This is a genomic window from Streptomyces bambusae (assembly GCF_020532645.1).
In the GTDB taxonomy this organism is placed as follows: Bacteria; Actinomycetota; Actinomycetes; order Streptomycetales; family Streptomycetaceae; genus Streptomyces; species Streptomyces bambusae.
The window spans coordinates 12,670-38,242 of record NZ_JAJAUZ010000013.1 but is presented as its reverse complement, the minus strand read 5'-3'; the positions used below and the strand labels follow the sequence as shown (position 1 = coordinate 38,242).

Here is a 25,573-nt window from a genome sequence, read left to right as displayed (position 1 = left end):
GGCCCTTCTTCCCGTGGTACCCCGTCAGTCCCCCGGGAAGTGGCAGGCCACCTCGCGCGTCTCACCGGGTGAGGCGATGCGCAGCAGCGGCCGTTCGGTGCGGCAGACCTCCTGGGCCTTGGCGCACCGGGGATGGAAGGTGCAGCCGGGCGGCGGTGCGGCCGGGCTCGGCGGGTCGCCGAGCAGGGTGATCCGTTCCCGGCGGCGCTCGGCCGCCGGGTCGGGCAGGGGTACGGCGGACAGCAGTGCCCGGGTGTAGGGGTGCTGCGGGTCGGCGTACAGGGTGTGCTTGTCGCCGATCTCGACGATCCGGCCGAGGTACATGACGGCGACCCGGTCGCTGACCCGCTTGACGACGGACAGGTCGTGGGCGATGAACACGTAGGCCAGGCCGAGTTCGCGGCGCAGCCGCTCCATCAGGTTGACGATCTGCGCCTGGACGGAGACGTCGAGTGCGGAGACCGGCTCGTCGGCGACGACCAGCCGCGGGTTGGTGGCCAGGGAGCGGGCGATGCCGATGCGCTGGGCCTGGCCGCCGGAGAACTCGTGCGGGTAGCGGTCGATGTGCTCCGGGATGAGGCCGACCAGGTCCATCAGCTCGGCGGCGCGGCGGCGGGCGTCGTCGGCGCTCCAGCCCTGCACCAGCAGCGGTTCGGAGATGATCCGGGCCACGGTCTGGCGGGGGTTCAGGGAGGAGTGCGGGTCCTGGAACACCATCTGGAGGTGCTTGCGCAGCGGCCGCAGCTGCCCCTGCGAGAGCCGGCTGATGTCGCGGCCCTCGAAGGCGATGCTGCCGGAAGTGGGCTCCAGCAGCCGGACGAGCATGCGGCCGGTGGTGGACTTCCCGCAGCCGGACTCGCCCACCAGGCCCAGGGTCTCCCCCGCCGACAGGCTGAAGGAGACGCCGTCGACGGCCTTGACCGCGGCGCCGCGGCGGCCGGTGGCGCTGCGGCGGCCGGGGAAGGTCATGGTGAGGTCGCGGACGTCGAGCAGCGGCGGGCCGTCCGGGGTGCCGGGTACGGGCGCGGTGGCCGTGCCGGGTTCGGTGGTGGTCATCGGGCCGCCTCCTGAACGGCGCCCGCGAAGTGGCAGGCGGTCATGCGGGAGCCGTCCCCGTACGGCCGGAACGCGGGCTGTTCGGTGGCGCAGCGCTCCCGCTCGTCCGGGGTGCCGGCGGCGGCGCGGGCGCAGCGGGGTGCGAACGCGCAGCCGGGGGTCCGGGCGGTCAGGGAGGGCGGGGCGCCGGGGATGGCCCGCAGGGGTGCGTCGTCGGCGTCGTCGAGCCGCGGCAGCGAGTCGAGGAGGCCTCGGGTGTAGGGGTGGGCGGGGTCGGCGAACAGCTCGTCGGCGGTGGCCTGTTCGGCGGCCCGGCCGCCGTACATCACGAGCACCTCGTGGGCCACCCGGGCCACCACCCCGAGGTCGTGGGTGATCATCACGACGCCGAGTCCGCGTTCCTGCTGGAGGCGGGCGATCAGGTCGAGGATCTGGGCCTGGACGGTGACGTCGAGGGCGGTGGTGGGCTCGTCGGCGATCAGCAGGTCCGGCTCGCAGGCCAGCGCCATGGCGATCATGGCGCGCTGGCGCATGCCGCCGGAGAACTGGTGCGGGTACTCCCCGGCCCGGCGGGCCGGCTCCGGGATGCCGACCTCGGCGAGCATCTCCACGGCCCGTTTGCGGGCGGCGGCCCGCCCGGAGCGGAAGTGCACCCGGTGGTGTTCGGCGATCTGCTCGCCGACCGTGTAGTAGGGGTGCAGGCTGCTCAGCGGGTCCTGGAAGATCATCGCCATCCGGCGGCCGCGGAGCCTGGACAGCTCCTTCTCGGGCAGGCCGATCAGCTCCCGGCCTTCGAGGGCGATGGAACCGGTGGTCTCGGCGCCGCGGTGCAGGCCCATGACGGCGAGCGAGGTGACGGACTTGCCGGAGCCGGACTCGCCGACGATGCCGAGGGTCCGGCCGGCCTCGACGGTGAACCCGATGCCGTCGACGGCCCGCACGGTGCCGCGCGGGGTGCTGAACGTGACCTGGAGGTCGCGGACTTCCAGGAGGGGTTTCGGCTCGGCCATCAGTACCTCACCCGGGGATCGACGACGGCGTACAGGAGGTCCACCACGAGGTTGGCGACGACGATGAAGAAGGCGGCGAGCAGGGTGACGCCGAGCACCACCGGCTGGTCGGAGTTGACCAGCGCGCCGTAGAACAGCCGGCCGATGCCGGGCAGTCCGAAGATCGACTCGGTGATGACGGCGCCGGCGAGCAGGCCGCCGAGGTCCATGCCGAAGATGGTGAGGATGGGCGTCATCCCGGAGCGCAGGCCGTGCTTGACGACGACGGTGCGTTCGGGCATGCCCTTGGCGCGGGCGGTGCGGATGTACGGCTCGGCCATCGACTCGATCATCGAACCGCGGCTCTGCCGGGCGTAGATGGCCGCGTACAGCAGGGCCAGGGCGATCCACGGCAGCAGCAGGTTGGACGCCCAGCCGACCGGGTCCTCGGTGAAGGGCCGGTAGCTGGGGTACGGCAGCAGGCCCGCGATCCGGATCACTCCGTAGATCAGCATCACGGAGGTGAAGTAGACCGGCAGCGAGGCGGCGGCGACCGCGCCGACCATCAGGGTCTTGTCGGCGAGGGTGTCCTTGCGCAGGGCGGCGGTGACCCCGGCGCCGAGACCGAGGACGAGCCACAGGACGGCCGCGCCCAGGGCGAGCGAGGCGGAGACCGGCAGCCGGTCCATGAGCAGGTCCCACACGGGCAGCGAGTTCTCGTACGAGTAGCCCAGGCAGGGGAAGTCGCACTGGACGGCGTACTGGCCGGTGCCGAGGGTGCGGCCGGTGAAGATGCCGGTGAGGAACTCGGTGAACTGGCTCCACACGGAGCGGTCCAGGCCCAGGTACTCGCGGACCACGGCGAGCCGTTCGGGGCTGCACGTCTTGCCGCAGGCGGCGGCGGCCGGGTCGTTGGGCAGGACGTAGAAGATGACGAAGGTGACGCCGGCGATGGCCAGCAGCACCCCGGCGAGGGCGGCGGTGCGGCGCAGCAGGTAGAGGATCACGTGCGCCCGCCCCTCGGGTCGAGGATGTCGCGCAGGGCGTCGCCGAGCAGGGTGAAGGCCAGCACGGCGAGGAAGAGGAAGGTGCTCGGGATGACGAAGTACATCGGGTCGGTCTCGTAGAAGGCGACGCTCTCGGCGATCATCTGCCCCCAGGAGGGGGTGGGCGGGCGGACGCCGACGCCGAGGTAGCTGAGGGCGGCCTCCGTGCTGATCATGCCGGGGATGAGCAGGGTGGTGTACGCGATGACGGGCCCGGAGACGCCGGGGAGGATGTCGCGGGTGAGGATCCGCCAGGCGCCGGCGCCGCCGACGCGGGCGGCGTCGACGTACTCGCGGTGCTTGAGGGAGAGGGTCTGGCCGCGGACCACGCGGGCCACGCCGGGCCAGCCGAACAGGCCGATGACGGCGGTGATCAGCAGGATCCGGTTGACGTCCTTCGCCACGGAGAGCATCGCGATCATGAAGATCAGCGAGGGGAAGGACATCGTGAGGTCCATCAGGCGGGAGAGCACGGCGTCGGTGCGGCCGCCGAAGTAGCCCGCCGCGATGCCGGCGGCGGTGCCGACGAGGACCACGATGGCGGTGGCGGCGAAGGCGATGAGCAGGGAGACCTGGGCGCCGTGGATGACGCGGGCGAACAGGTCGCGGCCGGTGACGGGTTCGACGCCGAGCCAGTGCTCGGAGCTGATCCCGCCGAAGGAGCCGATGGGCAGGCCGCCGAGGTAGGAGTCGACGGCGGACTTGTCGAACTCCTCGGGCGACCAGCCGCCGAGCGCACCCAGCCAGGGGGCGGTGGCGGCCATGAGGACGAAGAGGACGACGACGGTGAGGCTGATGCGGACGGCGGGGCGGCGGCGGAGTTCCCTCCGGGCGAGCTGCCAGGGGCTGCTGCCCGGAGGGACCGCCGCGGCCGGCGCGGTGCCGGCTGCGGTGGTGGTCACGGTGACGGGGTTCTCGTGGTGCTGCCGGCTCAGCCCTGGCCCTTGGCCGGGTCCTTGAGGCCGACGGTGGCGTAGTCGATGGCGCCCGACCAGACCGGGTGGCCGAAGGCGCCGGCGACGTTGGTGCCGATGAGCAGCGGCTTGCGCTCGAGGAGGACCGGGATGGCCGGGGCCTTCTTCATGATCTCGGCGTCGAGGTCGATCCAGCCCTGGCGGGCGAGCTGGGCGTCGTCGAGGGCGCTGACCTCGTCGATCCGCTTCATCGTCGCGTCGTCCTTGAACTGGGAGTAGTTGCCGCTGTTGCCCTTGACCTTGATGGTGCGGCCGTCGAAGACGAACGGCAGGAAGGTGGAGCCGGACGGGTAGTCGGGGCACCAGCCGGAGTACGTCATGTCCGGGGCGGTGGTGGTGTCGCCGATGATGTCGTAGAAGGCGCCCGGGTCCACGGTGTCGATGACGACCTGCACGCCGGCCCGGCCCAGACCCTGCTGGAGGGCTTCGGCGACGCCCTTGTCGCCGCTGGAGACGGTGAGGGAGACCTTGAGTTTCTCCTTGCCGGCGGCCTTCAGCAGCTCCTTGGCCTTCTCCGGGTCGCCGGACGGGGCGATCTTGAGGGTGTCGGCCTGGACGCCGCCGGTGAGGGAGGACGGCAGGTAGGCGGTGGCGATCTCGTTGAGGGCGGGGCCGCCGCTCGCGGTGACGACCGACTCCTTGTCCACGGCGTACTGGAGCGCCTCGCGGACCTTGGGGTCGTTGAAGGGGGCGCGCGAGGTGTTCAGCTGGAGCATGGACGTACAGCCCTGGGACTCGGCCAGCAGGCGGCTCTTGACGTCCGCCTTGGGCAGCACCTTGGGGGCGCTCTCGGGGCGCATGTCGGCGTAGGCGACGGTGGAGGCGTCGGGGCCGGCCGAGGCGATGATGCGGTCGTCGATCTGGCCGCCCTTGAGGCCCATCACCACGACGAACTTGTCCGGGTAGGCCTTGCGGACGGTGTCGGTGCCGGCGTCCCAGTGCTCGTTGCGGACCAGGACGAGCTTCTTGTCGCGGTCGTAGGACTCGATCTTGTACGGGCCGGAGGAGAACGGGCGGGAGTCGTACTGGGTGCCCTTCTCCTTGGCCTGCGGGACCGGCGAGAAGGTCGGCAGGGTGGCGGTGGCGGAGAACTCGGCGACCGGGCGGTTCAGTTCGAAGACGATGGTCTTGTCGTCGGGGGTCTTGATCGAGTCGAGGTGCTTGCCCTCCAGCGGGCCGGTGTAGCCCTTGGTGCCGGCGAGGTAGCGGGCCGCGTAGTCGGGGCCGCCGGTGAGGTCCGGGGAGAAGGACCGCTCGACGTTGTACTTGATGTCCTGGGCCTTGATCGGGCTGCCGTCCTCGTACTTGAGGCCGTCCTTGAGGGTGAAGGTCCAGGTGCGGCCGCCGTTGGAGGGCTTGCCGAGGTCGGTGGCGAGGTCGGGGACCAGCTCGCTGCCGGCCTTGCCGGGCTCGGCCTTGAAGGTGACCAGCGTGCGGTAGAGGAGGCGGGTGCCGAAGTCCATGGCCGGCATCACCCAGTTGCGGGCCGGGTCCAGATGGGAGAAGTCCTGGTTGGACAGGACGGTGAGGGTGCCGCCCTTGACGGGGGTGCCGCCGAGGATCTTGCCGTCGTTGGCGGCGGCCGGGTTGGAGCGGGGCTTGCCGCCGTTCTTGCCCTTGTCCGAGTCGGAGCAACCCGTGACGCCGAGTGCGAGTGCGGCCACCAGGGTCGTGGCGAGGGCGAGTTGGGTGCGCTTGGTCATAGGTCACTCCAAGGAAGGGCGGCGCTCTGCAACGCTCTGAGATGTGACCCGTAACATAGTAATGTGAAATTGTACTGACAAGAGATCTGTCGCCTCGTTATCCAGCCGTGTCCAAAAGCGGAGGCGTGTGGTTCCAACTGCCCCCGGAAACAAGGAAATCGGGGCACGGACCGGCAGGTCCGTGCCCCGATCCGGGCAGATCTCGTCAGGCTCCGGCGGAGCCCAGGCTGCGCTTCGGACGCTGCCCCACCGGCTCGTCGCGGCCCTGCGCCCACAGCGAGCGCACGTGCCCCAGGTGCCGGCGCATGCACTCCTCCGCCGCCTCGGCGTCGCCGGACAGCATCAGGTCGAGCAGTTCCAGGTGCTCCTCGGCCGAGGACACCAGCTTCCCGGCCTCGTCCAGGCCGGTCAGCCCGTACAGCCGGGACCGCTTGCGCAGGTCACCGACCGTCTCGACCAGCCGCTCGTTGCCCGCCAGGGCCAGCAGGGTCAGGTGGAAGCGGCGGTCGGCCTCCAGGTAACCGATCAGGTTGTGCTCGCGCGCGCTGGTGACGATCTCCTCGGCGATGGGGCGCAGCGCCTCCAGGTCCGCGGGGGCCGCCGTACGGGTGATCCGGCCGATGGTCGGCACCTCGATCATCGTGCGCAGCTCGGTGTACTGGTCGAGGTCGCGCTCGGAGACCTCGGTGATGCGGAAGCCCTTGTTGCGGACGGGTTCCACCAGGCCCTCGCGAGCCAGGTCGAGCATCGCCTCGCGCACGGGCGTGGCGGAGACGCCGAGTTCGGCGGCGAGGCCCGGCGCCGAGTAGACGTTGCCGGGCCGCAGCTCACCCGCTATCAGGGCGGCCCGGAGGGCGTGGCCGACCTGGTCGCGCAGCCGCTCCTGGGCCTTGATGAGACTGTGCTGCTTCAGGTCACCCATCGCTGTTCCTCCGTGAATCCGCGGGGCAACAGCGTACAATGTCACGTTTCCACGCTCGCCCCGGCCGCGAGGTACACGGCCACCGCCACGGCGAGATCCTCCCAGGCCATGCCCACGCTCTTGAAGAGCCGGGGGCCGGCCGGACCGCCGTACGGCAGCCCCCGGACCAGGTCGGCGAGCGTGCCGGCGACGTGGCCGGGGCCGATGGCCCCCTCCGCCTCCGGGATCAGCAGGTCGCCGGCCTCCCGCAGCGCGGCCGTCCGGGACTCGACGTACACCGCGGCCCGGCGGACCAGGGCGGTGTCGGTCTCGCGGGCGTCCGGCTCGTGCGAGCCGACGGCGACGACCGTGGCGCCGTCGGGGACCAGGCGGCCGTCGAAGAGCGGTTCGCGGGCCGTGGTGCAGCACACCACCAGGTCGGCGCCGGCCACGTCGGCCGGGGTGCCGGTGGTGGCGGGCACGCCCAGGGCGCGGGCGCGGGCCGCCAGGGCCGCCCCGCCGGCCGCGTTGCGGGCGACCACCACGACCTCGGCCAGCTCCCGGACCGCGAGCAGGGCCTCCAGGTGGCCGTGGGCCTGCGGGCCGGAGCCGAACAGGACGGTCCGCAGCGGCCGCCCGGGCTCGGTCAGCCGGCTCACCGCCAGGGCGGAGACGGCGGGGGTGCGCAGCGCGGTGAGCGCCGCACCGTCCATGAGGGCCAGCGGTTCCAGGGTGGTGCCGTCGAGCAGCAGGTAGCTGCCGGTGATCCGGGGCAGTCCGCGGGCCGCGTTGCCGGGGGCCACGCCGGCGATCTTCACACCGGCGTAGCCTCCGGCCGCGGCGGGCATCAGCAGCAGTTCGCCCGCGGGCACGTCGACGCTGGTGCGGTGCGGGCAGCTTTCGGGATCGAGGCCCTGACCGAGCACGGCGGCCAGGGCCTCGACCGCATCGGCGGGGGTGAGGAGCCCGCCGATGTCCTCCGCGCCCAGCCGCACCGGGGCGCGGTCCCCCCGCGACCGCGCCCCGGCCGGCCGGGCGGCGGTGTCGGCCGCCGCCGGGGTACCGGCCGTCACCGGAACGGCGGTCACAGCAGGAATCCGTGGCCGAGGGAGTCGTGCGGGTCGAGCACGAAGGCGTGTTCGCCCGTCCGGTAGGCGGTGCCGGTGACCTCGGTGACGCCCTGGCCGAGGTGGCGGCCGGTGAACACGGTGCCGGTCACCGATTCGTGGAGCAGGTCGTCGCCGGGGCCCAGCAGGCCGTCCTCGGCGAGGAGCGCGAGCCGGGCGGAGGTGCCCGATCCGCACGGCGAGCGGTCGATCTGCCCGTCGGCGAACACCGTGACGTTGCGCTGGTGCGGGCCGAACGGGGTGTCGGGAAGCGCGTCGTGGAGGATCACCCCGTACACGCCGGACAGCAGCGGGCTCTCGGGGTGCCAGGTGCCGGGGTGGGTGGCGAGGGCGGCGCGGATCTCCTGCCCGGCGCGGACCAGTTGCGGCAGCGCCTCCTTCGTGACGGTCAGGCCGAGGGAGCGGGCGGAGACCGTGGCGTAGCAGGCGCCGGCGTGCGCGATGTCCACCTCGGCGAGTCCGAACCCGGTGGCGACGGGCACCTTGCGGGCCGTCACGCGGGCCGGGACGTTGCGGAAGGTGACGCCGGAGGTGCGGCCCTCGATGCGGTGCACGGTCGCGGTGACCCGGCCGGACGGCACGTCGATGCGGACCTGGGCGTCGCCGTCGTCGGGGGCGGCGACCAGGCCGCTGTCGACGGCCCAGGCGCCGAGCGCCATGGTGCCGTGGCCGCAGGCGGTGGAGTAGCCGTCCTTGTGCCAGAACAGCACGCCGAGGTGGGCCCCGTCGTCGTCCGGCGGCACGAGGAAGCCTCCGTACATCCCGGCGTGGCCGCGCGGCTCCTGCACGAGGAGCCGGCGTACGTCGTCCAGCGCGCCGCGGCGGGGTGCGGTGCCGGAGCCGCCGGGGCCGATGGCGGTGGCGCAGCGCTCGGCGACGGTGTCGCCGGGGACCGGCGGCAGCCCGCCGGTGACGATCCGGAACGGCTCGCCCGCGGTGTGGTAGTCGGTGGTGTGCACGGTGTTGGTGACCCGCGCGGCGGCACTCACAGCAGGAATCCTCCGGGGAACGGGTCGGTCGGGTCGAGGAAGTACTGGGCGGTGCCGGTGATCCAGGCCCGTCCGGTGACGGTCGGGATGACGGCGGGCAGTCCGCCGACGGTGGTCTCGCCGACCAGGCGGCCGGTGAACTCGGTGCCGATGAAGGACTCGTTGACGAAGTCGCGGTCCAGCGGGAGTTCGCCGCGGGCGTGCAGCTGGGCCATCCGGGCGGAGGTGCCGGTGCCGCACGGGGAGCGGTCGAACCAGCCGGGGTGGATGGCCATGGCGTGGCGGGAGCGGACGGCGTCGGAGCCGGGGGCGGCGAGGTAGACGTGCTTGACGCCGGCGATCCCGGGGTTCTCTGGGTGGACGGGCCGCTGCGGGGAGGCGTTGATCGCGTCCATGACGGCCAGGCCGGCGGCGAGCAGTTCCTGCTTGTGCTCGCGGCCGAACGGCAGTCCGAGGGAGTCGAGTTCGACGAAGGCGTAGAAGTTGCCGCCGTAGGCGAGGTCGTAGGTGACCGTGCCGAGGCCGGGGACGTCCGCCTTGAGGTCGAGGCCGACGCTGAAGGCGGGCACGTTGGTGAGGGTGACGGAGGTGGCCGCGCCGTCGTCCACGGCGACGTCGACGCTGACCAGTCCGGCGGGGGTGTCCAGGCGGACGGTGGTGACCGGTTCGGTGACCGGCACCATGCCGGTCTCGACGAGGACGGTGGCGACCCCGATGGTGCCGTGCCCGCACATGGGCAGCAGTCCGGAGACCTCGATGTAGAGCACCCCGTAGTCCGCGTCGGGGCGGGTGGGCGGCTGCAGGATCGCGCCGCTCATCGCGGAGTGCCCGCGGGGCTCGAACATGAGCAGCCCCCGGAGCTCGTCCATGTGATCGATGAAGTGCAGCCGCCGCTCGGCCATCGTGGCGCCGGGGATGACCCCGACGCCGCCGGTGATGACCCGGGTCGGCATGCCCTCGGTGTGCGAGTCCACCGCGTGGTAGATGTTCCGGGTGCGCATGGGTCCCCCCTCGTCCTCTCGTCGTCGCCTGATCGTGTCGAACCGGTGCGGACCCTAGTTGAGGCCCTCGGCGAGGGCCTTCTCGGTGGCGGCGCGGACCGCGGCCTCGACTTCGCCCGTGAGAGGGAAGCGCGGCGGGCGGGTGGCGCCGCCGGGGCGGCCGGCGAGGTCCATCGAGAGCTTGATGGCCTGGACGAACTCCGTCTTGGAGTCCCAGCGCAGCAGCGAGTGCAGGGACTTGTAGAGCGGCAGGGCGGTCTCCAGGTCCCCGGCGACGGCCGCGTGGTACAGGGTGGCGCAGGAGCTCGGCAGGGCGTTGGGGTAGCCGGCGATCCAGCCGACGGCGCCGGCGAGGGCGAGCTCCAGGAGGACGTCGTCGGCGCCGATCAGGAGGTCGAGGCCGGGGGCGAGCTCGGCGATCTCGTAGGCGCGGCGGACGTCGCCGCTGAACTCCTTGACGGCGACGATGCTGCCGTCGGCGTAGAGGCGGGACAGCAGGCCGGGGGTGAGGTCGACCTTGGTGTCGATCGGGTTGTTGTACGCGACGACGGGCAGGCCGGCGCCGGCGACCTCGGCGTAGTGGGCGCGTACGGCCTCCTCGTCGGCGCGGAAGGCGTTCGGGGGCAGCAGCAGCACGGAGCCGGCGCCGGCCTCGGCGGCCTGCTCGGCCCAGCGGCGGGATTCGGCGCTGCCGTAGGCGGCGACGCCGGGCATCACGCGGGCGCCGTCGCCGGCCGCCTCGACGGCGGTGGTGACGACGCGGGCGCGCTCCTCGTCGGTGAGGGTCTGGTACTCGCCGAGCGAGCCGTTGGGGACGACGCCGTCGCAGCCGTTGGCGATCAGCCAGGCCACGTGCTCGGCGTACGCGTCGTAGTCGACGGAGCGGTCGGCGCGCATGGGGAGCGCGGTGGCGACCATGATCCCGTGCCAGGGACGGGTGCGGGTGGGGGTGGGCGCGACGGTCATGGCAGGAAACTCCTCAATGTGGTGTGTGACATTTTACTAGCTGCCGCAGCCCGGCCACAAGGGCCGGGGTGGGTCCGATCGGAGGCGGACCTGGGGATTTCGGGGCGCCGGCGGGAACGGCCGGGGCTCCGTTGCGGCGGGGCGGCGGCCGGTGCGGGACCGGGCGCCGCCGGGCGGGCGCGGGTTCGGAGGGCGTGCGGCCGGCCGCTCAGGGGGCCGTGCCGCCGTCGGCGGGCAGCTCGGCGAGGACCTTGAGCGGGACCGGGCAGGACAGCGGGCGCCGGTCGGGGCCGGGGGCGCAGCCGGCCAGGGCGGCGACCGCCTGGCCGCACATCCGCCCCTGGCACCAGCCCATGCCGGCCCGGGTGAGCAGCTTGACGGTACGGGCGTCGGTGGCGCCGAGGTCCGCGACGGCCTCGCGGATCAGACCGGCGGGCACCTCCTCGCAGCGGCACACGTCGGTGTCGTCGGAGAGCCAGCCGGTCCAGCCGGTGCCGGGGCGGTGGGCGGCGCCCATCGCGTCGGCGAAGGCGCGCAGCCGGGAGCGGCGGCGGACGAGTTCGGCGGGCAGCGGCCGGCCGGCGATCGACCGGGCCGCCAGCTCGCCCTCGGCGAGGGCGAGCTGGGCGCCGCCGATGCCGCCGGTCTCGCCGGCCGACCAGATGCCGGTGACGGAGGTGCGCTGCTGCTCGTCGAGGACGAGGGCGGCGGTGCCGTCGGCGGTGGTGCGGGTGGCGCAGCCGAGGCCGGTGGCCAGTTCCAGCTGGGGCACCAGGCCGTGGCCGACGGCGAGGGCGTCGCAGGGGATCCGGCGGGCGGTGCCGGGCACCGGCCGCCAGTCGCGGTCCAGCCGGGCGACGGTGGCGGCCTCGACCCGGTCGGTGCCGTGCGCCTCGACGACGGCGTGCCGGGTGAGCAGCCGGATGCCGTGGCGGACCAGGGCGCCGCCGTACACGGCTCCTTCCGCGAGCTTGGCGGGGTTGCGGAGCAGGGCGGGCAGCCGGCCGGCGTACCCGGTGTACGAGGCGGCCTCGACGACGGCGGGGACGGCGGCTCCGGCGGCGGCCAGCGAGCCGGCGACGGCGAGCAGCAGCGGGCCGCTGCCGGCGACGACCACGCGGCGGCCGGGCAGCACGAGCCCGGCCTTCAGCATGGCCTGGGCGCCGCCTGCGCCGACGACGCCGGGCAGGGTCCAGCCGGGGAAGGGCAGTTGGCGCTCGTAGGCGCCGGTGGCCAGCAGGACGGCGCGGGCGCGCACGGTGACGGCCTGCTCCTCCGGGCCGGCGAGGGCGTGCAGGTGCCACTCCCCCGCGGCGTCCTCGTCCTTGCGGACCACGGTCCAGACGTGGTGGCCGGCCAGGTGGCGGATCCGGCCGGCGCGCTCGTGGTCGCGCAGCCGCCGGGCCCGGGAGGCGAAGGCGGCCCAGCCGTGGTGCAGTGCCTCGGGCCGCTCGGCGCCCAGTTCGGGGGCGGGGTGCCGGTAGTACTGGCCGCCGGGCCGGTCCCCGGCGTCCAGCAGGGTGACGCGCAGCCCCAGGTCAGCCGCGGTGACGGCCGCCGCCAGCCCGGCGGGCCCGGCCCCGACCACGGCGAGGTCGGCCGCGGAGGCGACGGCACCGGTGCCGTCGCCGGGGGCCGGCGCGGCGGTGCGGGCCGGGCGGGGGTCAGACGAGGGCGCCATGGCCGGTGCCTTCCTGGGGGGTGACGGTGTCGCCGGGGCGGGCGGGGAGCAGGCAGGCCCGCTGGTTGGGGCGGCCGTTGACGGTGACGAGGCAGTCGTAGCAGCTGCCGATCCCGCAGAACGCGCCGCGCGGCGCGCCGCCCTGACGGGTGGTCCGCCAGGCGGTGATCCCGGCGCTCCAGAGCACGGCGGCGATGCTCTGGCCGCTGTGTGCGGGCAGCTTCCGGCCGTCGAAGTCCAGGGTGAAGGACGTCTCGGGGGCGCCCCCGACGAGGTCGCGCGGCTCGCTCATGCGCCCGCTCCGTTCGCAGCGTGGGAGGTGGTGCCGTCGCCGAACCGCTCGGGGCGGAACGGGGCGAGGTCGAGGGCCGGCCGGGCGCCGGTCAGGACGTCGGCCAGCAGCAGGCCGGTGGCCGGGGCGAGGCCGATGCCCGCGCCCTCGTGCCCGCAGGCGTGGAACAGGCCGGGCGCCCGCGGGTCCGGGCCGACGGCCGGGAGGTGGTCGGGCAGGTAGGGCCGGAAGCCGTGGTAGGTGCGCAGGGCCCTGACCTCGCCGAGCACCGGGAAGAGCGCGGCGGCCTGGCCGGCGAGCCGGCGGAGCGCCTCGGTGGACAGGCTGCGGTCGAAGCCGACCCGTTCGCGGGTGGCGCCGATCAGCACGGGCCCGCCGGGGGTGCCCTCGACCACGGCCGAGGACTGGAGGGCGGCGGAGTCGCTGGCCACGTCGGCGATGTAGTCGGCGGCGTACACCTTGTGGCGGACCAGCCGCGGGAGCGGTTCGGTGACGAGGACGAAGCCGCGCCGGGGCAGGACCGGCAGGCGGACTCCGGCGAGTTCGGCGATCCGGCCGCCCCAGGTGCCGGCGGCGTTGACGACGGCGCGGGCGGCGATCTCGCCCCGGGTGGTGCGTACTCCGCGGACGGTGCCGTCGGGGCCGGTGAGCAGGGCGGTGACCTCTTCGCCGAGGCGGGTGGCGGCGCCGGAGGCGTGCAGCAGCCGGGCGGCCGCCTGGGCGGGCTGCACCTGGGCGTCCTGCGGGTAGTGGAAGCCGCCCGCGAAGCCGGCGGCCAGGTGGGGTTCGAGGGCGGGGAGGTCGTCGGGGGCGATCTCGCGGGCGTCGACGCCGGCCGCCCGCTGGCCCTCCGCAAAGGTGCGCAGGGCCTTCAGGGTGGTCTCGTCGGGCGCGACGACGAGACCTCCCTTCGGCTCGTACTCGGTCTCCGGTGGGAGCTCCGTGGCCAGCTCGCGCCACAGTCGGGTGGACAGCAGCGCGAGGTCGAGCTCGGGACCCGCCTCCTTGTCGGAGACGAGCAGGTTTCCTTCCCCGGCACCCGTGGTGCCGCCCGCGACGGGACCGCGGTCGACGACGGTGACGGAGAGGCCGGCGCGGGCGGCGTAGTAGGCGCACGCCGCTCCGACGACGCCGGCACCGATGATCACGACGTCCGGGGAGTGTCTGTTGGGCACGACAGTAATATGTCACATTCTTCAGAGGCCGCCAAGACGGTCGGCGGCCGTTTCCGGAGGCAGCCGGTCCGGCCGGGGGTCAGCCGCGGAGCGGGCCGTCGCAGGAGTAGGGCGCGGTGCCGGCGACCCGGTTGGCCCAGATCTCCACCCCGCCGAACGAGCAGTTCATGTCGGCCAGGTTGTCGGACGCCGCGCCGGCCCGGTCGAGGATGAAGTAGTCGACCGTCTCGGACATGTCCTTGAAGACCTGGTCGGGGTTGCGCCAGTCCTTCAGGTTCGCGGTGATGCGGCCGGTGCAGACGAACCGGCGCTTGCCGGGCTCGCCGTTCTCCACGCAGTCGGGGGTGTTGTACGTCGCCTGCGCGAAGCGCGCCTTCACCTCGCCCAGGGCCGAGTCCCGCAGCTGGTCGACCGGGGTGAAGACGGTGTTCGGCACGTACAGCGTGTCCACCTTCGCGATCTGCGCGTCGAGGAACCGGTCGTAGTCGCGCTGGAGGTAGGTGTCCGCGCCCATGCGGTGGCGCCAGGCGTCGAACGCCGCCGGGTCGTCGGCGCGCAGGTGCCGGTACATCTCCTGGAGCAGCGAGGGCCGCTCGGTCCACAGGAACTCGAAGAACGTGCCCGCGTAACTGTAGAAGCGGAACCCGTCGCCCTCGTAGGTGGCGTGCAGGAGCTGCTCGACCGTCATCCGGGGGCCGCCGCCGGCGGTGTCGGCGATGATGCTCTTGACCAGCGACTTGCGGACGGCGATGCCGTCGTCGCGGGTGGCGCCGTCGAAGAACTCGGCCGTGCCCTCGTCCATGGAGGTGGTGCGGTCGCCCTGGTACCAGGGGCCCTGGCCGAAGGAGCCCGGCACCGCGTAGCGGCCGTTGAGGTAGTGGACGTACTCGTGGCGGAACAGCTCTTCCAGCGTGAGCTGGGAGTCCTGCGGCACCCGGCGCTGGTAGGTGTAGAAGGTGGCGCCGTTCTCGATGTAGACGCCGCCGTTCGCGGTGCCCATGCCCGTGAGGATCGGGTGCAGGTTCGCGTAGTCGGCGCGGGAGGCGTAGAGGACGATGTTCAGCGTCGCGTTCGGGTCTCCGGCGAGCGGCTGCTCGGTGCCGAGGACGCGGTGGAACTGGGCCTTGACCCGCTTGCTCGCGTAGTACAGCTGGTCCACGGTGGCCCGGTCGAGGGCGGTGCGGACCTTGATGGCGCCGTTGTCGTAGGTGTACAGGTTCGGGAACAGCCAGGCTTCGATGTCCTGCTTGCACACGGCGAACTGCTGGCATGCGCCGTAGTAGCCGATCCACGAGACGATCGCGGTCCACTGCTCGGAGCCGCGGCCGTAGGTGTCCGCGATCCGGCCGAGGGCCCAGCCGAGGTCGGCGACGGTCTGGTCGCGCAGGCCCTCGATCTGGCCGAAGCGGCCGAGTTCCTTCATCGCGTCGCGCACGACCCAGGCGTTCTCCGAGCCCTTGAGGTGCGCGTAGGTCGCGAAGGCCTTGAACCCGGCGCGGTACGAGGCGTCCTGGCCGGCCGCGGCGTGGAAGGCGGTGTCCCGGTTGCCCGGGTAGACGCCGAGGTAGTTCACGGACAGGGCGGCGAGGGCGGCGCCCGCCCAGGCCTTGTCGTGGTGGGTGGCCGGGCGGTCCGGGCCCATCGTGGCGAGCACCTTGCCGATCAGACCGAGCTGGTGGTGGCGCAGGCCGGGGCCGCTGCCCGTGTAGAGGGCCTCGCGCAGGGTGTTGGCGTTGGAAGCCGTCGCGTCGAAGGTGCGGGCGGCGGCGGCGAAGTCGGCGATCGCCCGGCGGACGGCGTCGACGGTGGGGGCGTCGGTGATGTCGATCTCACCGCGCGAGAAGTCGTGGTAGACGACCGCGTGGAGGTAGGTGAACATCTCCTCCAGGTTGCTGCCGTTCCGCCCGTCGTGGGCGGCGGCCACGGCGGATATCCGGCGGGCGACGGCCTGCACGTGGGCGTCGGACATGACCGGCGCCAGCCGGGCGTCCCAGGTCCACAGCACCGACCGCAGGCAGACGTTCGCGGTGACCGCGCGGTCGGCGAGGAAGTCGGCGAACTGCTCGGGGCCGAGCCCCGTGATCCCGTCGAGGGTGCAGGGCACCCCGGCGGCCGTCGCGGCCGGGGCGAGGAGGGCGCCCTTCGCGTTCCCGGCCTTGGCCGGCAGATCGGTCTGCGGGCCGGCGATCCGGCCGGCGGCCTGCTTGCCCGGGGCGGCGGGGGCGACGGCCTTGGCCTTCGGCGCCTTCGCGAGGCGCTGGACCTCGTCGAACGGGTTGGCGGGGGCGGGTGCGTGCTGCGCGGCGGCCGGCGCGGGCCGGGCGGCGAGCGAGGCGGGTACGGAGGGCGCGCTCTCGGCGGCCTGCACCACGGCCTGCCCGGCGGAGGCGAGGAGGGTGGCCGCGATGGCGGCGGCGAGGAACGGCTTGCGCAGAGCGCTGTGCTTCGACACCAATGACTCCTGGTCGTAAAGCCGAAATGTGGGGGCGGGGAGGCCGAACTCCCCTGGGCGACCGGGCAGTTGACGGGGATGGAGACCGCCGCGGTGTGAGCTGTAACATAGTAATGTGAAATTGCACTGACAAGACCTGTGCATGCCACGTTTTCCGGAGCTTCACATTCCGTCCGCCGCCGCCCCGTTGGGAGTCCCCGTGTCCGACCGCCCCGCCGGCCTCCACATCGGCAGTCACGACCTGCCCGTCTCAGCCGAGTTGTCCCGGTTCATGGCCGGCGGCTGGACCCCCTCGCCGCTGCCCGCCGACGCCCGGGTGTCCGCGTACGACGTCACCCCGGCCCGCCGCGCCCGGCTGTCGGCCCGCTTCCCGGGCGAGCGCCTGATCATCCCGGCCGGCGAGCTGAAGGTCCGCTCCAACGACTGCGACTTCCGCTTCCGCCCGCACAGCGCGTACGCCTGGCTGACCGGCCTGACCGGCGAGGACCAGGTCGGCCACGTCCTGGTCCTGGAACCGGCCGGCCCGCACGGCCACGAGGCCGTCCTCCACCTGCGCCCCCGCTCGCCGCGGGCCGAAGGCAACGAGGAGTTCTTCCGCGACCGCCGCCACGGCGAGTTCTGGGTGGGCCGCCGCCCCGACGTCGCCGAGGCCGAACGGCTCACCGGCATCCGCTGCGAGCACCTGGACCGGCTCGGCGCCCCGGCCGGCCGCAACGCCGCCGAAGACCCCGAACTGGCCGCCGCCCTCTCCGAACTCCGGCTGGTCAAGGACGCCTGGGAGGTCGGCCAGCTCCAGCTGGCCGTCGACCACACCACCGCCGGCTTCGAGGACGTGGTCCGCGCCCTGCCGCAGGCCCTCGCCCACCCGCGCGGCGAGCGCTGGATCGAGGGCGTCTTCGGCCTGCGCGCCCGCGCCGAGGGCAACGGCACCGGCTACGACACCATCGCCGCGGCCGGCGCACACGCCTGCGTGCTGCACTGGATCCGCAACGACGGCAGGCTCGACGGCGACGACCTGCTCCTGCTCGACGCCGGAGTCGAGACCGACAGCCTCTACACCGCCGACATCACCCGCACCCTGCCGCTGTCCGGCCGCTTCTCCCCGGTCCAGCGCCAGGTCTACGAACTGGTGCTGGCCGCCCAGGACGCCGGCATCGCCGCACTGCGCCCCGGCGCGAGCTTCCGCGACTTCCACCGCGCCGGCATGCGGGTCATCGCCGAGGGGCTGGCCGGCTGGGGCGTCCTCAAGGACCCCGCCGGCGACCTGTACCGCCGCTACACCCTCTGCAGCAGCGGCCACATGCTCGGCCTGGACGTCCACGACTGCGCCAGGGCCCGCGCCGAGACGTACCTCGACGGCGTCCTGGAGGAGGGCCAGGTCCTCACCGTCGAGCCCGGGCTCTACCTCCAGCCCGACGACGAGACCCTCCCCGCCGAGCTGCGCGGCATCGGCGTACGCATCGAGGACGACCTGGTCGTCACCTCCGACGGTGCCCGCCTGATGTCCGGCGCCCTGCCCCGCACGGTGGCCGGCATCGAAGAGTGGATGGGCGCCCTCCTGGACGGGGTCCGCTGAGCCCGCACCGGGCAGGCACGGACCCCGGGCCGGCCGGTCCCTCAGCCGGGCGGTCCACCCGGTCGGCCCGCGGCGGAGGCCCTCCCACCGCCGCGGGCCGCACCTTTGCGGGCCCCGCCCGCACGTTCCGTACGGGCGGGCCGCCTCAGTCGAGCACCGCCAGCCCGTCGAGTTCGACCAGCGCCTCCTCGTCCCACAGCCGGGTGGTTCCGATCACCGCCATCGCCGGGTAGTCGCGGCCCGCCAGGGCCCGCCAGATCCGCCCGAGTTCGGGGGCGTGCGCCCGGTAGTCGGCGACGTCGACCGCGTACACGGTGACCCGGGCCAGCCGGTCGGGGGTGCCGCCCGCCGCCGCCAGCGCCGCGAGCAGGTTGCCGAGCGCGGTCTCGAACTGCTCCGGCAGGCTCTCCCCCACCACCTTCCCCGCCCCGTCCAGCGCGGTCTGCCCGGCCAGCAGCACCAGCCGGCCGCCGGTGGCGACGACGGCGTGCGAGAAGCCGGTGGCCGGGGACAGCCCGTCGGGGTTCACGCGTTCCAGGCTCATCGGTACAGCTCCTTCGCGATGATCGTCCGCTGGACCTCGCTGGCGCCCTCGTAGATCCGGGGCGCACGCACCTCCCGGTAGAGGTGTTCGAGCAGGTGGCCGCGCTGCAGCGCGGCCGCCCCGTGCAGCTGCACGGCGTGGTCGACGACGTACTGCGCGGTCTCGGTGGCCAGCAGCTTCGCCATCGCGGCCCGCTTGGGCACGTCCGCGGCGCCGCTGTCGTACGCACCCGCCGCCGCGTACACCAGCAGCCGGGCCGCCTCGGTACGGGTGGCCATCTCGGCGACCCGGTGCGCGACGGCCTGGAGGTCCCCCAGCACCCCGCCGAACGCGCTCCGGTGCGCGGTGTGCCGGACCGCCGCGTCGAGCGCCGCCTGCGCCATGCCGACGGCGAACGCGCCGACGCTGGGCCGGAACAGGTTGAGGGTGTCCATGGCCACCGCGAACCCCCGCCCCGGCTCGCCGAGCAGGTCCTCCGGCCCCACCGGCACCCCGTCGAAGGCGAGGCTGCCGATCGGGTGCGGGGAGAGCATCTCCAGGGGCTCCCCGCCGAGTCCGGGCCGGTCCGCGGGGACCAGGAAGGCGGTCACCCCGCGGGAGCCGGGCGTCTCGCCGGTCCGCGCGAACACGGTGTAGAAGTCGGCCTCGGGCGCGTTGGAGATCCACCGCTTCTCCCCCGTCAGCCGCCAGCCGGCGCCGTCCGGTTCGGCGCGCAGCGCCAGGGCGGCCGCGTCCGAACCCGCGCCCGGCTCGCTCAGCGCGAAGGCCGCCACCGCCCGCCCGGCCCGTACCTGCGGCAGCCAGCGGGCCCGCTGGGCGTCCGTGCCGGCGCGCAGCACCGGGTGGCTGCCCAGCCCCTGGAGCGCGAGCGCCGTCTCCGCCTCGGTGCAGGCGTACGCGAGCGACTCGCGCAGCAGGCAGAGTTCGAGCGCTCCCGAGGTGAACAGCCGGTCCAGCAGGCCGGCTTCGCCGAGCGCGGCGAGCAGCGGGCGGTTGACCCGGCCCGGCTCGCCCTTCTCGGCGAGCGGCCGCAGCCGCCCGGCCGCCAGGGTGCGCAGTTGCGCGCACCACTGCTCCTGGTCCGGTCCGAGCACGAACCCCGCCATCGTGGCCCTCTTCCTCTCGCCCGTGCGGCGAGTGCCGTCCCGTGCCTGCCGTGCCTGCCGTGCCTGCCGTGCGGGGGAACGCGCCCCGGGTGCCGCGGCGCGCCCTGGTGGATCCGGGTGAACCGGTGGCGCTCCTCCCCTGCCGCGGCCGGGTGCCGTGGTCTGATCCTGCCGCGCGTCCCGCGGCGCGCGCCGTTTCGGTGCCGTACCCGGTCTATCGCGTCTCGTTGATTGCCGTCACCATAACGCTACGCTCGTTTTCGCGACTGCACGGCCGCCGGCACCACATCTCCCTTTCCGGACGACGCCGCAAGGGGGCGAACCGCCTTGGAGTTCACGCCTTCCGCTCACACCGACACCTTCGCGCGCGACCATCTGCCCGCCGTGGAGGACTGGCCCGAACTGCTCTTCCAGCTGCCCGGACTCGCCTATCCGGACCGCCTCAACTGCGCCGCCGAGCTGCTGGACGCGACGGTGGCCCGGCTCGGGCCGGACCGCCCGGCCTTCCGCACCGCCGACGGCGGCGTCTGGTCGTACGGCGAACTGCAGGACCGGGTGGACCGCATCGCCCGGGTGCTGACCGCCGACCTGGGGGTGGCGCCGGGCAACCGGGTGCTGCTGCGCGGGCCCACCGGCCCGTGGCTGGCGGCCTGCTGGCTGGCGGTGGTGAAGGCCGGCGCGGTGGCCGTCACCGTGCTGCCCCAGCAGCGCTCCCGGGAGCTGGCCACGGTCTGCGAGATCGCGCAGGTCGGCCATGCGCTGTGCCACGCGTCGGTGCAGGAGGACCTGGAGCGGGCCGCCGTGCCGGGGCTGCGCATCGTCCCGTACGGCGGGACCGGCCCGGACGACCTGCTGCGGCGCGCCGAACGGCAGCCGGGCCCCTTCGCGGCCGTGGACACCGCGGCGGACGACGTGGCGCTGATCGCCTTCACCTCGGGCACCACCGGGCGGCCCAAGGGCTGCATGCACTTCCACCGGGACGTGCTGGCCGTCGCGGACACCTTCTCGCGGCAGGTGCTGCGGCCGGAGCCCGACGACGTGTTCGCGGGCAGCCCGCCGCTGGGCTTCACGTTCGGGCTGGGCGGGCTGGTGGTGTTCCCGCTGCGGGCCGGCGCCTCGGCGCTGCTGCTGCCGCAGGCCGGGCCCCGGCAGCTGCTGCCGGCGCTGGCGGAGCACCGGGTGTCGGTGCTGTTCACGGCGCCGACGGCGTACCGGACGATGCTCGACGAGCTCGACGGGCACGACCTGGGCGCGCTGCGCCGCTGCGTGTCCGCGGGCGAGAACCTGCCGGCCGCCACCTGGGAGGCCTGGTACGAGCGGACCGGGCTGCGGATCATCAACGGCATCGGCGCCACCGAGCTGCTGCACATCTTCATCTCGGCCGCCGACGGGGACATCAGGCCCGGCACCACCGGGCTGCCGGTGCCCGGCTGGCAGGCCCGGGTGGTGGACCCGGAGGGCAAGCCGGTCCCGGACGGCGAGCCCGGGCTGCTGGCCGTCCGCGGCCCGGTCGGCTGCCGCTACCTGGCGGACCCCCGGCAGCGGGAGTACGTACGGGACGGCTGGAACCTCACCGGGGACACGTACGTGCGGGAGCCGGACGGGTACTTCCGGTACGTGGCCCGCGCCGACGACATGATCATCTCGGCCGGGTACAACATCGCGGGCCCCGAGGTCGAGGAGGCCCTGCTGCGCCACCCCGACGTGCTGGAGGCGGCGGTGGTGGGGCGGCCCGACGAGCGGCGCGGGCAGGCGGTGGTGGCGTACGCGGTGCTGCGCGAAGGCGCCGCGGCGGGCGCGGAGGAGCTGCGGGCCTTCATGAAGGCCGAGCTGGCACCGCACAAGTGCCCGCGGGCGTTCGTCTTCCTGCCCGAGCTGCCGCGGACCGGAACCGGAAAGCTTCAGCGCTTCCGGCTGCGCGATCTACAGTGATCACGTGGCCGAGCAGCACACCCCGCGATCCCTGATCGTCACGTTCTACGGCGCCTACGGGCGGCCGGAGCAGGGCCCGGTCCCGGTGGCCGCCCTGATCCGGCTGCTGGGTGCCGCGGGCGTCGACGCGCCCTCCGTCCGCTCGTCGGTGTCGCGGCTCAAACGCCGCGGCTTCCTGGTGCCCGCGAAGGCGGCGGACGGGGCGGCGGCGTACGCGCTGTCGGAGGAGGCCCGCGAGCTGCTCGCGGACGGCGACCGGCGGATCTACCGGGCCCCGGGCGGCGCGGACCCGGACGGCCCGGCGGGCGCCGAGTGGCTGCTCGCCGTGTTCTCGGTGCCCGAGCAGGAGCGGCACAAGCGGCACCTGCTGCGGTCCCGGCTGGCCCGCCTCGGCTTCGGCACGGCGGCGCCCGGCGTGTGGATCGCGCCCGCCCGGCTGTACGAGGAGACCCGGCACACGCTGGACCGGCTGCACCTGGGCGGGTACGTGGACCTGTTCCGCGGCGCGCACCTGGGGTTCGCCCCGACCGCGGAGGCCGTGTCGCGGTGGTGGGACCTGGCGGCGATCGCGAAGCAGCACGAGGAGTTCCTCGACCGGCACGAGCCGGTGCTGCGCGGCTGGCAGGCGGGCGGGCCGGGCGACCCGCAGGCCGCGGCGGCGCAGGCGTACCGGGACTACCTGCTGGCGCTGGACTCCTGGCGGCGGCTGCCGTACGCCGATCCGGGACTGCCGACGGAGCTGCTGCCCTCGGACTGGCCGGGCGAGCGGGCGGCCGCGGTCTTCGCGGAGCTGCACGAGCGGCTGCGGGACCCGGGCGCGGCGTTCGTGGCGGGCTGAGCCGCCCGTCGTACCACCGGCCGGCCGTCGTCCCCCGGTCGGTCAACTGTCGTACGTGTGGCCGAAATCCGGTGCAGGCGGGTGCGGGATCCGGTCATCATGTCCCATGACGTGGACATTCACTGAGGACATGGCGGAGTACCGGGCGGCGACGGACGCGTTCGTCGCCGCCCGGCCCGATTCCCACACCATGATGCTGACGGTCGTCGACGGCCTGACCCGGCGGGGCCCGCAGGCCTTCGGCGCGGGCACCCCCTTCTTCGGCTGGTGGCGGGAACCGGACGGCACGGTGGCCGGGGCGCTGGTGTGCACGCCTCCGTACCCGCTGATGCTGAGCACGCTGCCGGCGGCCGCGGTGGCCGCGCTGGGGGCCGCGTTCGCCACCGACGCCCGGGTGGCGGGGGCGGGCGGCTTCAACGCGCGGCGGGCCGATGCGCAGGCGTTGGCGGCGGCCTGCGGGCGGCCGACGAAGGTGGCCGAGGAGCTGCGGCTGTACCGGCTGGAGACCCTGGTGCCGCCGGACCCGGCGCCGTCCGGTGCGGCCCGCCCGGCGACCCCGGACGACCTGCCGCTGGTGCGGGAGTGGTACGACGCGTTCAGCCGCGACACCGGCCAGCCGGCTCCGGTCCCCGACACCGCGGTCCTGGACCGGATGTCGTTCGGCGGGCTGCTGCTGTGGGAGGACGGGGGTGTGCCGGTGTCGATGGCCGGCTGGTCCCGGCCGGTGCAGGGCACCAGCCGGATCGCGCCCGTCTACACCCCGCCGGAGCTGCGCGGCCGCGGGTACGCGGCCGGGGCGACGGCCGCTGCGACGGTGGCGGCTCAGCGGGCCGGCGGCACGGAGGTGCTGCTGTTCACGGACCTCTCGAACCCGACGAGCAACGGCATCTACCTGCGCATCGGCTACCGCCCGGTGGAGGACCGGCTGTACGTGCTGGCGTAGGAAAGGTCCTGGCGGGTCTACAGGGTGAGCCGCGGTTTCGGGGCGTCGGTGCGGCCGGTCGGGGGCCGGCGGGAGCCGGCCCGGTAGGGGGCGGGCCACGGGGCGGCCAGTCCGGTGTACTCCTGCTCGGCGGCCGCGTGCAGGGTCCAGTGCGGGTCGTACAGGTGCGGGCGGCCCAGCGCGCAGAGGTCGGCACGGCCGGCCAGGAGCAGCGAATTGACGTCGTCCCAGGAGGAGACGGCGCCGACCGCGATGACGGGGACGCCCGCGGTGTTGCGGATCCGGTCGGCGAACGGGGTCTGGTACGAGCGTCCGTACTCGGGGCGCTCGTCGGGCACGACCTGGCCGGTGGAGACGTCGATGGCGTCGGCGCCGTGTTCGGCGAAGGCCCGGGCGATGGCGACGGCGTCGTCCGCGCCGGTGCCGCCGGGGGCCCAGTCGGTGGCCGAGATCCGGACGGTCATGGGGCGGTCCTGCGGCCACACCTCCCGTACGGCGTCGAAGACTTCGAGCGGGAAGCGGAGCCGGCCGGCGAGCGGGCCGCCGTAGGCGTCGGTGCGCCGGTTGGTGAGCGGGGAGAGGAAGCCGGACAGCAGGTAGCCGTGCGCGCAGTGGAGTTCGAGCAGGTCGAAGCCGCAGACCGCGGCCCGTCGGGCGGCGTTGACGAACTGCTCTCGGATCAGCGGGAGTTCGTCGGCGGTGAGTTCGTGCGGGACCTGGTTGACGCCGTGCCGGTAGGGCAGCGGGGAGGCGGCGGCCAGCGGCCAGTTGCCGTCGGGCAGCGGGTCGTCCATGCCCTCCCACATCCGCCGGGTGGAGCCCTTGCGGCCGGCGTGCCCGAGCTGGATGCCGAGGGCGGTGCCGGCGGCGGAGGTGTGCACGAAGTCGACGATCCGCCGCCAGGCGGCGGCCTGCTGCCCGGTGTACAGCCCGGCGCAGCCGGGGGTGATCCGGCCCTCGGGGCTGACGCACACCATCTCGGTCATCACCAGCCCGGGCCCGCCGAGGGCGCGGGCGCCGAGGTGCACGAGGTGGAAGTCGCCGGGCACGCCGTCGACGGCCGAGTACATGTCCATCGGGGAGACCACGACCCGGTTGCGCAGGGTGAGGCCGCGCAGCCGGTACGGGGTGAACATCGGCGGGGTGCCGTCGGGGCAGCCGAAGTCCCGTTCGACCAGGCCGGTGAAGCGCGGGTCGCGCAGCCGCAGGTTGCCGTGGGTGACCCGGCGGCTGCGGGTGAGCAGGTTGAAGGCGAACTGCCGGGGCGGCTGGTCGACGTACCCGGCGAGGTCCTCGAACCAGCGCAGGCTGGCGGCGGCGGCCCGCTGGGTGGATTCGACGACGGGGCGGCGCTCGGTCTCGTAGGCGGCGAGGGCGGCCGGCAGGTCCGGCTGCTCCTCGATGCAGGCGGCGAGGGCGAGGGCGTCCTCGACGGCGAGTTTCGTGCCGGAGCCGATGGAGAAGTGGGCGGTGTGCGCGGCGTCGCCGAGCAGCACGGTGTTGCCGTGCGCCCAGCGCTCGTTGACGACCGTGCGGAAGGCGGTCCAGGCCGAGCTGTTGCCGCGCAGCGGGCGGCCGCGCAGCGTCTCGGCGAAGATCTTGGCGCACCGGGCGGCGGATTCGGCCTCGTCGCACAGGTCGAGTCCGGAGGCCTGCCAGACCTCTTCGCGCATTTCGACGATGACGGTGGAGGAGTCCGCGGAGTAGGGGTAGCCGTGCAGCTGCATGACCCCGTGCGGGGTTTCGGCGATCTCGAAGCGGAAGGAGTCGAGGGCGAAGTCGGCGGCCAGCCAGATGTAGCGGCAGCGGTGGGTCTCGATCCGCGGCCGGAAGGCGGCGGCGAAGACCTCGCGGGTGCGGCTGTGGACGCCGTCGGCGGCGACGACCAGGTCGTGGGAGGCGGCGAGCGCGGCCGGGTCGGGTGCTTCGCAATGGGTGCGGAGCTCCACTCCGAGAGCGGTGCACCGCTCGTGCAGGATCTCCAGGAGCCGGCGGCGGCCGACGGCGGCGAAGCCGTGGCCGCCGGAGGTCAGGATCCGGCCGCGGTGCACGATGTCGATGTCGTCCCAGCGGACGAACTCCCGGCGGAGGGCGTCGAAGACGGCCGGGTCGGCCTGTTCGATCCCGCCGAGCGTCTCGTCGGAGAGCACCACGCCGAATCCGAACGTGTCGGCGGGGCTGTTGCGCTCCCACACGGTGACCTGCCGGTCCGGGTCCAGCCGTTTGAGGAGGGCCGCCGCGTACAGTCCGCCGGGTCCGCCGCCGGCGACGGCGATCCGCAC

At 74.1% G+C, this 25,573-nt stretch carries 21 protein-coding genes; 4 read left to right on the top strand and 17 right to left on the bottom strand.

From position 1 onward, the window contains the following. Window positions 1-24: 24 nt before the first annotated feature. The 14 genes from LG634_RS11860 to LG634_RS11795 form a co-directional block, all read right to left on the bottom strand. Entirely contained in the window at window positions 25-1,056 is a 1,032-nt protein-coding gene (locus LG634_RS11860; protein ID WP_308072447.1) for an ABC transporter ATP-binding protein, read from the bottom strand. Then, a complete protein-coding gene (locus tag LG634_RS11855; RefSeq protein ID WP_226733696.1) occupies window positions 1,053-2,066 on the bottom strand; it encodes an ABC transporter ATP-binding protein in 1,014 nt (337 codons plus the stop codon). The genes LG634_RS11860 and LG634_RS11855 overlap by 4 nt, the downstream gene beginning before the upstream one ends. Continuing rightward, window positions 2,066-3,052, bottom strand: coding sequence for an ABC transporter permease (locus LG634_RS11850; protein ID WP_226733695.1), 987 nt, complete (start codon window positions 3,050-3,052; stop codon window positions 2,066-2,068). The genes LG634_RS11855 and LG634_RS11850 overlap by 1 nt, the downstream gene beginning before the upstream one ends. After that, window positions 3,049-3,993, bottom strand: coding sequence for an ABC transporter permease (locus tag LG634_RS11845; RefSeq protein WP_226733694.1), 945 nt, complete (start codon window positions 3,991-3,993; stop codon window positions 3,049-3,051). The genes LG634_RS11850 and LG634_RS11845 overlap by 4 nt, the downstream gene beginning before the upstream one ends. Before the next feature lie 29 nt (window positions 3,994-4,022). Then, window positions 4,023-5,768 (bottom strand): ABC transporter substrate-binding protein, encoded by a 1,746-nt coding sequence (locus tag LG634_RS11840; protein ID WP_226733693.1) that lies wholly within the window; start codon window positions 5,766-5,768, stop codon window positions 4,023-4,025. A 205-nt stretch (window positions 5,769-5,973) separates the two neighbouring features. Next, entirely contained in the window at window positions 5,974-6,690 is a 717-nt protein-coding gene (locus LG634_RS11835; RefSeq protein ID WP_226733692.1) for a GntR family transcriptional regulator, read from the bottom strand. 41 nt (window positions 6,691-6,731) lie between these two features. Continuing rightward, window positions 6,732-7,658, bottom strand: a complete 927-nt coding sequence (locus LG634_RS11830; RefSeq protein ID WP_264203021.1) for an ornithine cyclodeaminase family protein — start codon at window positions 7,656-7,658, stop codon at window positions 6,732-6,734. A gap of 95 nt (window positions 7,659-7,753) precedes the next feature. Beyond that, a complete protein-coding gene (locus LG634_RS11825; RefSeq protein WP_226733780.1) occupies window positions 7,754-8,794 on the bottom strand; it encodes a proline racemase family protein in 1,041 nt (346 codons plus the stop codon). Continuing rightward, window positions 8,782-9,786 (bottom strand): proline racemase family protein, encoded by a 1,005-nt coding sequence (locus tag LG634_RS11820; RefSeq protein ID WP_226733691.1) that lies wholly within the window; start codon window positions 9,784-9,786, stop codon window positions 8,782-8,784. The genes LG634_RS11825 and LG634_RS11820 overlap by 13 nt, the downstream gene beginning before the upstream one ends. Window positions 9,787-9,840: 54 nt before the next feature. Further along, window positions 9,841-10,752 carry a dihydrodipicolinate synthase family protein gene (locus tag LG634_RS11815; protein WP_226733690.1) on the bottom strand — a complete coding sequence of 304 codons (912 nt, stop codon included), beginning with the start codon at window positions 10,750-10,752 and terminating at the stop codon, window positions 9,841-9,843. A 208-nt stretch (window positions 10,753-10,960) separates the two neighbouring features. After that, window positions 10,961-12,433, bottom strand: coding sequence for an FAD/NAD(P)-dependent oxidoreductase (locus LG634_RS11810; RefSeq protein ID WP_226733689.1), 1,473 nt, complete (start codon window positions 12,431-12,433; stop codon window positions 10,961-10,963). After that, entirely contained in the window at window positions 12,417-12,725 is a 309-nt protein-coding gene (locus LG634_RS11805) for a (2Fe-2S)-binding protein (RefSeq protein WP_226733688.1), read from the bottom strand. Before LG634_RS11805 ends, LG634_RS11810 begins: the two co-directional genes overlap by 17 nt. Next, window positions 12,722-13,900, bottom strand: coding sequence for an NAD(P)/FAD-dependent oxidoreductase (locus LG634_RS11800; protein ID WP_226733687.1), 1,179 nt, complete (start codon window positions 13,898-13,900; stop codon window positions 12,722-12,724). Before LG634_RS11800 ends, LG634_RS11805 begins: the two co-directional genes overlap by 4 nt. A 79-nt stretch (window positions 13,901-13,979) precedes the next feature. Then, on the bottom strand, window positions 13,980-16,352 hold the full coding sequence (locus LG634_RS11795) for a collagenase (RefSeq protein ID WP_226733686.1): 2,373 nt from the start codon (window positions 16,350-16,352) through the stop codon (window positions 13,980-13,982). Between the two features lie 142 nt (window positions 16,353-16,494). On the opposite strand from LG634_RS11795, the gene LG634_RS11790 reads away from it, so the two are divergent. Next, complete coding sequence (locus LG634_RS11790) at window positions 16,495-17,928, top strand: aminopeptidase P family protein (RefSeq protein WP_372482412.1); 1,434 nt, start codon at window positions 16,495-16,497, stop codon at window positions 17,926-17,928. A gap of 145 nt (window positions 17,929-18,073) precedes the next feature. Here LG634_RS11790 and LG634_RS11785 read toward each other — a convergent pair whose 3' ends face one another. Next, window positions 18,074-18,472: a RidA family protein gene (locus LG634_RS11785; RefSeq protein WP_226733684.1), complete on the bottom strand. Its 399-nt coding sequence runs from the start codon at window positions 18,470-18,472 to the stop codon at window positions 18,074-18,076. After that, the gene (locus LG634_RS11780; RefSeq protein ID WP_226733683.1) at window positions 18,469-19,578 is read right to left on the bottom strand and encodes an acyl-CoA dehydrogenase family protein; all 1,110 of its coding nucleotides are present in this window, start codon (window positions 19,576-19,578) and stop codon (window positions 18,469-18,471) included. The genes LG634_RS11785 and LG634_RS11780 overlap by 4 nt, the downstream gene beginning before the upstream one ends. A 327-nt stretch (window positions 19,579-19,905) precedes the next feature. Between LG634_RS11780 and LG634_RS11775 the strand changes: the two genes are divergently transcribed. The 3 genes from LG634_RS11775 to LG634_RS11765 all read left to right on the top strand — a co-directional run bounded on the left by LG634_RS11775 (window position 19,906) and on the right by LG634_RS11765 (window position 23,291). Further along, on the top strand, window positions 19,906-21,510 hold the full coding sequence (locus LG634_RS11775) for an AMP-binding protein (RefSeq protein ID WP_226733682.1): 1,605 nt from the start codon (window positions 19,906-19,908) through the stop codon (window positions 21,508-21,510). Between the two features lie 4 nt (window positions 21,511-21,514). Beyond that, complete coding sequence (locus tag LG634_RS11770; protein ID WP_226733681.1) at window positions 21,515-22,348, top strand: PaaX family transcriptional regulator; 834 nt, start codon at window positions 21,515-21,517, stop codon at window positions 22,346-22,348. Between the two features lie 130 nt (window positions 22,349-22,478). Further along, complete coding sequence (locus LG634_RS11765; protein WP_308072441.1) at window positions 22,479-23,291, top strand: GNAT family N-acetyltransferase; 813 nt, start codon at window positions 22,479-22,481, stop codon at window positions 23,289-23,291. 17 nt (window positions 23,292-23,308) lie between these two features. On the opposite strand, the gene LG634_RS11760 is transcribed toward LG634_RS11765, so the two are convergent. Next, window positions 23,309-25,573, bottom strand: coding sequence for a bifunctional salicylyl-CoA 5-hydroxylase/oxidoreductase (locus tag LG634_RS11760; RefSeq protein ID WP_226733679.1), 2,265 nt, complete (start codon window positions 25,571-25,573; stop codon window positions 23,309-23,311).

Bases quoted from the DNA above. Each gene is read 5' to 3' on its own strand.
- LG634_RS11860 (WP_308072447.1), bottom strand. From the start codon at position 1,056: ATGACCACCACCGAACCCGGCACGGCCACCGCGCCCGTACCCGGCACC.
- LG634_RS11855 (WP_226733696.1), bottom strand. From the start codon at position 2,066: ATGGCCGAGCCGAAACCCCTCCTGGAAGTCCGCGACCTCCAGGTCACG.
- LG634_RS11840 (WP_226733693.1), bottom strand. From the start codon at position 5,768: ATGACCAAGCGCACCCAACTCGCCCTCGCCACGACCCTGGTGGCCGCA.
- LG634_RS11835 (WP_226733692.1), bottom strand. From the start codon at position 6,690: ATGGGTGACCTGAAGCAGCACAGTCTCATCAAGGCCCAGGAGCGGCTG.
- LG634_RS11820 (WP_226733691.1), bottom strand. From the start codon at position 9,786: ATGCGCACCCGGAACATCTACCACGCGGTGGACTCGCACACCGAGGGC.
- LG634_RS11815 (WP_226733690.1), bottom strand. From the start codon at position 10,752: ATGACCGTCGCGCCCACCCCCACCCGCACCCGTCCCTGGCACGGGATC.
- LG634_RS11810 (WP_226733689.1), bottom strand. From the start codon at position 12,433: ATGGCGCCCTCGTCTGACCCCCGCCCGGCCCGCACCGCCGCGCCGGCC.
- LG634_RS11805 (WP_226733688.1), bottom strand. From the start codon at position 12,725: ATGAGCGAGCCGCGCGACCTCGTCGGGGGCGCCCCCGAGACGTCCTTC.
- LG634_RS11790 (WP_372482412.1), top strand. From the start codon at position 16,495: ATGCCACGTTTTCCGGAGCTTCACATTCCGTCCGCCGCCGCCCCGTTG.
- LG634_RS11785 (WP_226733684.1), bottom strand. From the start codon at position 18,472: ATGAGCCTGGAACGCGTGAACCCCGACGGGCTGTCCCCGGCCACCGGC.
- LG634_RS11780 (WP_226733683.1), bottom strand. From the start codon at position 19,578: ATGGCGGGGTTCGTGCTCGGACCGGACCAGGAGCAGTGGTGCGCGCAA.
- LG634_RS11765 (WP_308072441.1), top strand. From the start codon at position 22,479: ATGGCGGAGTACCGGGCGGCGACGGACGCGTTCGTCGCCGCCCGGCCC.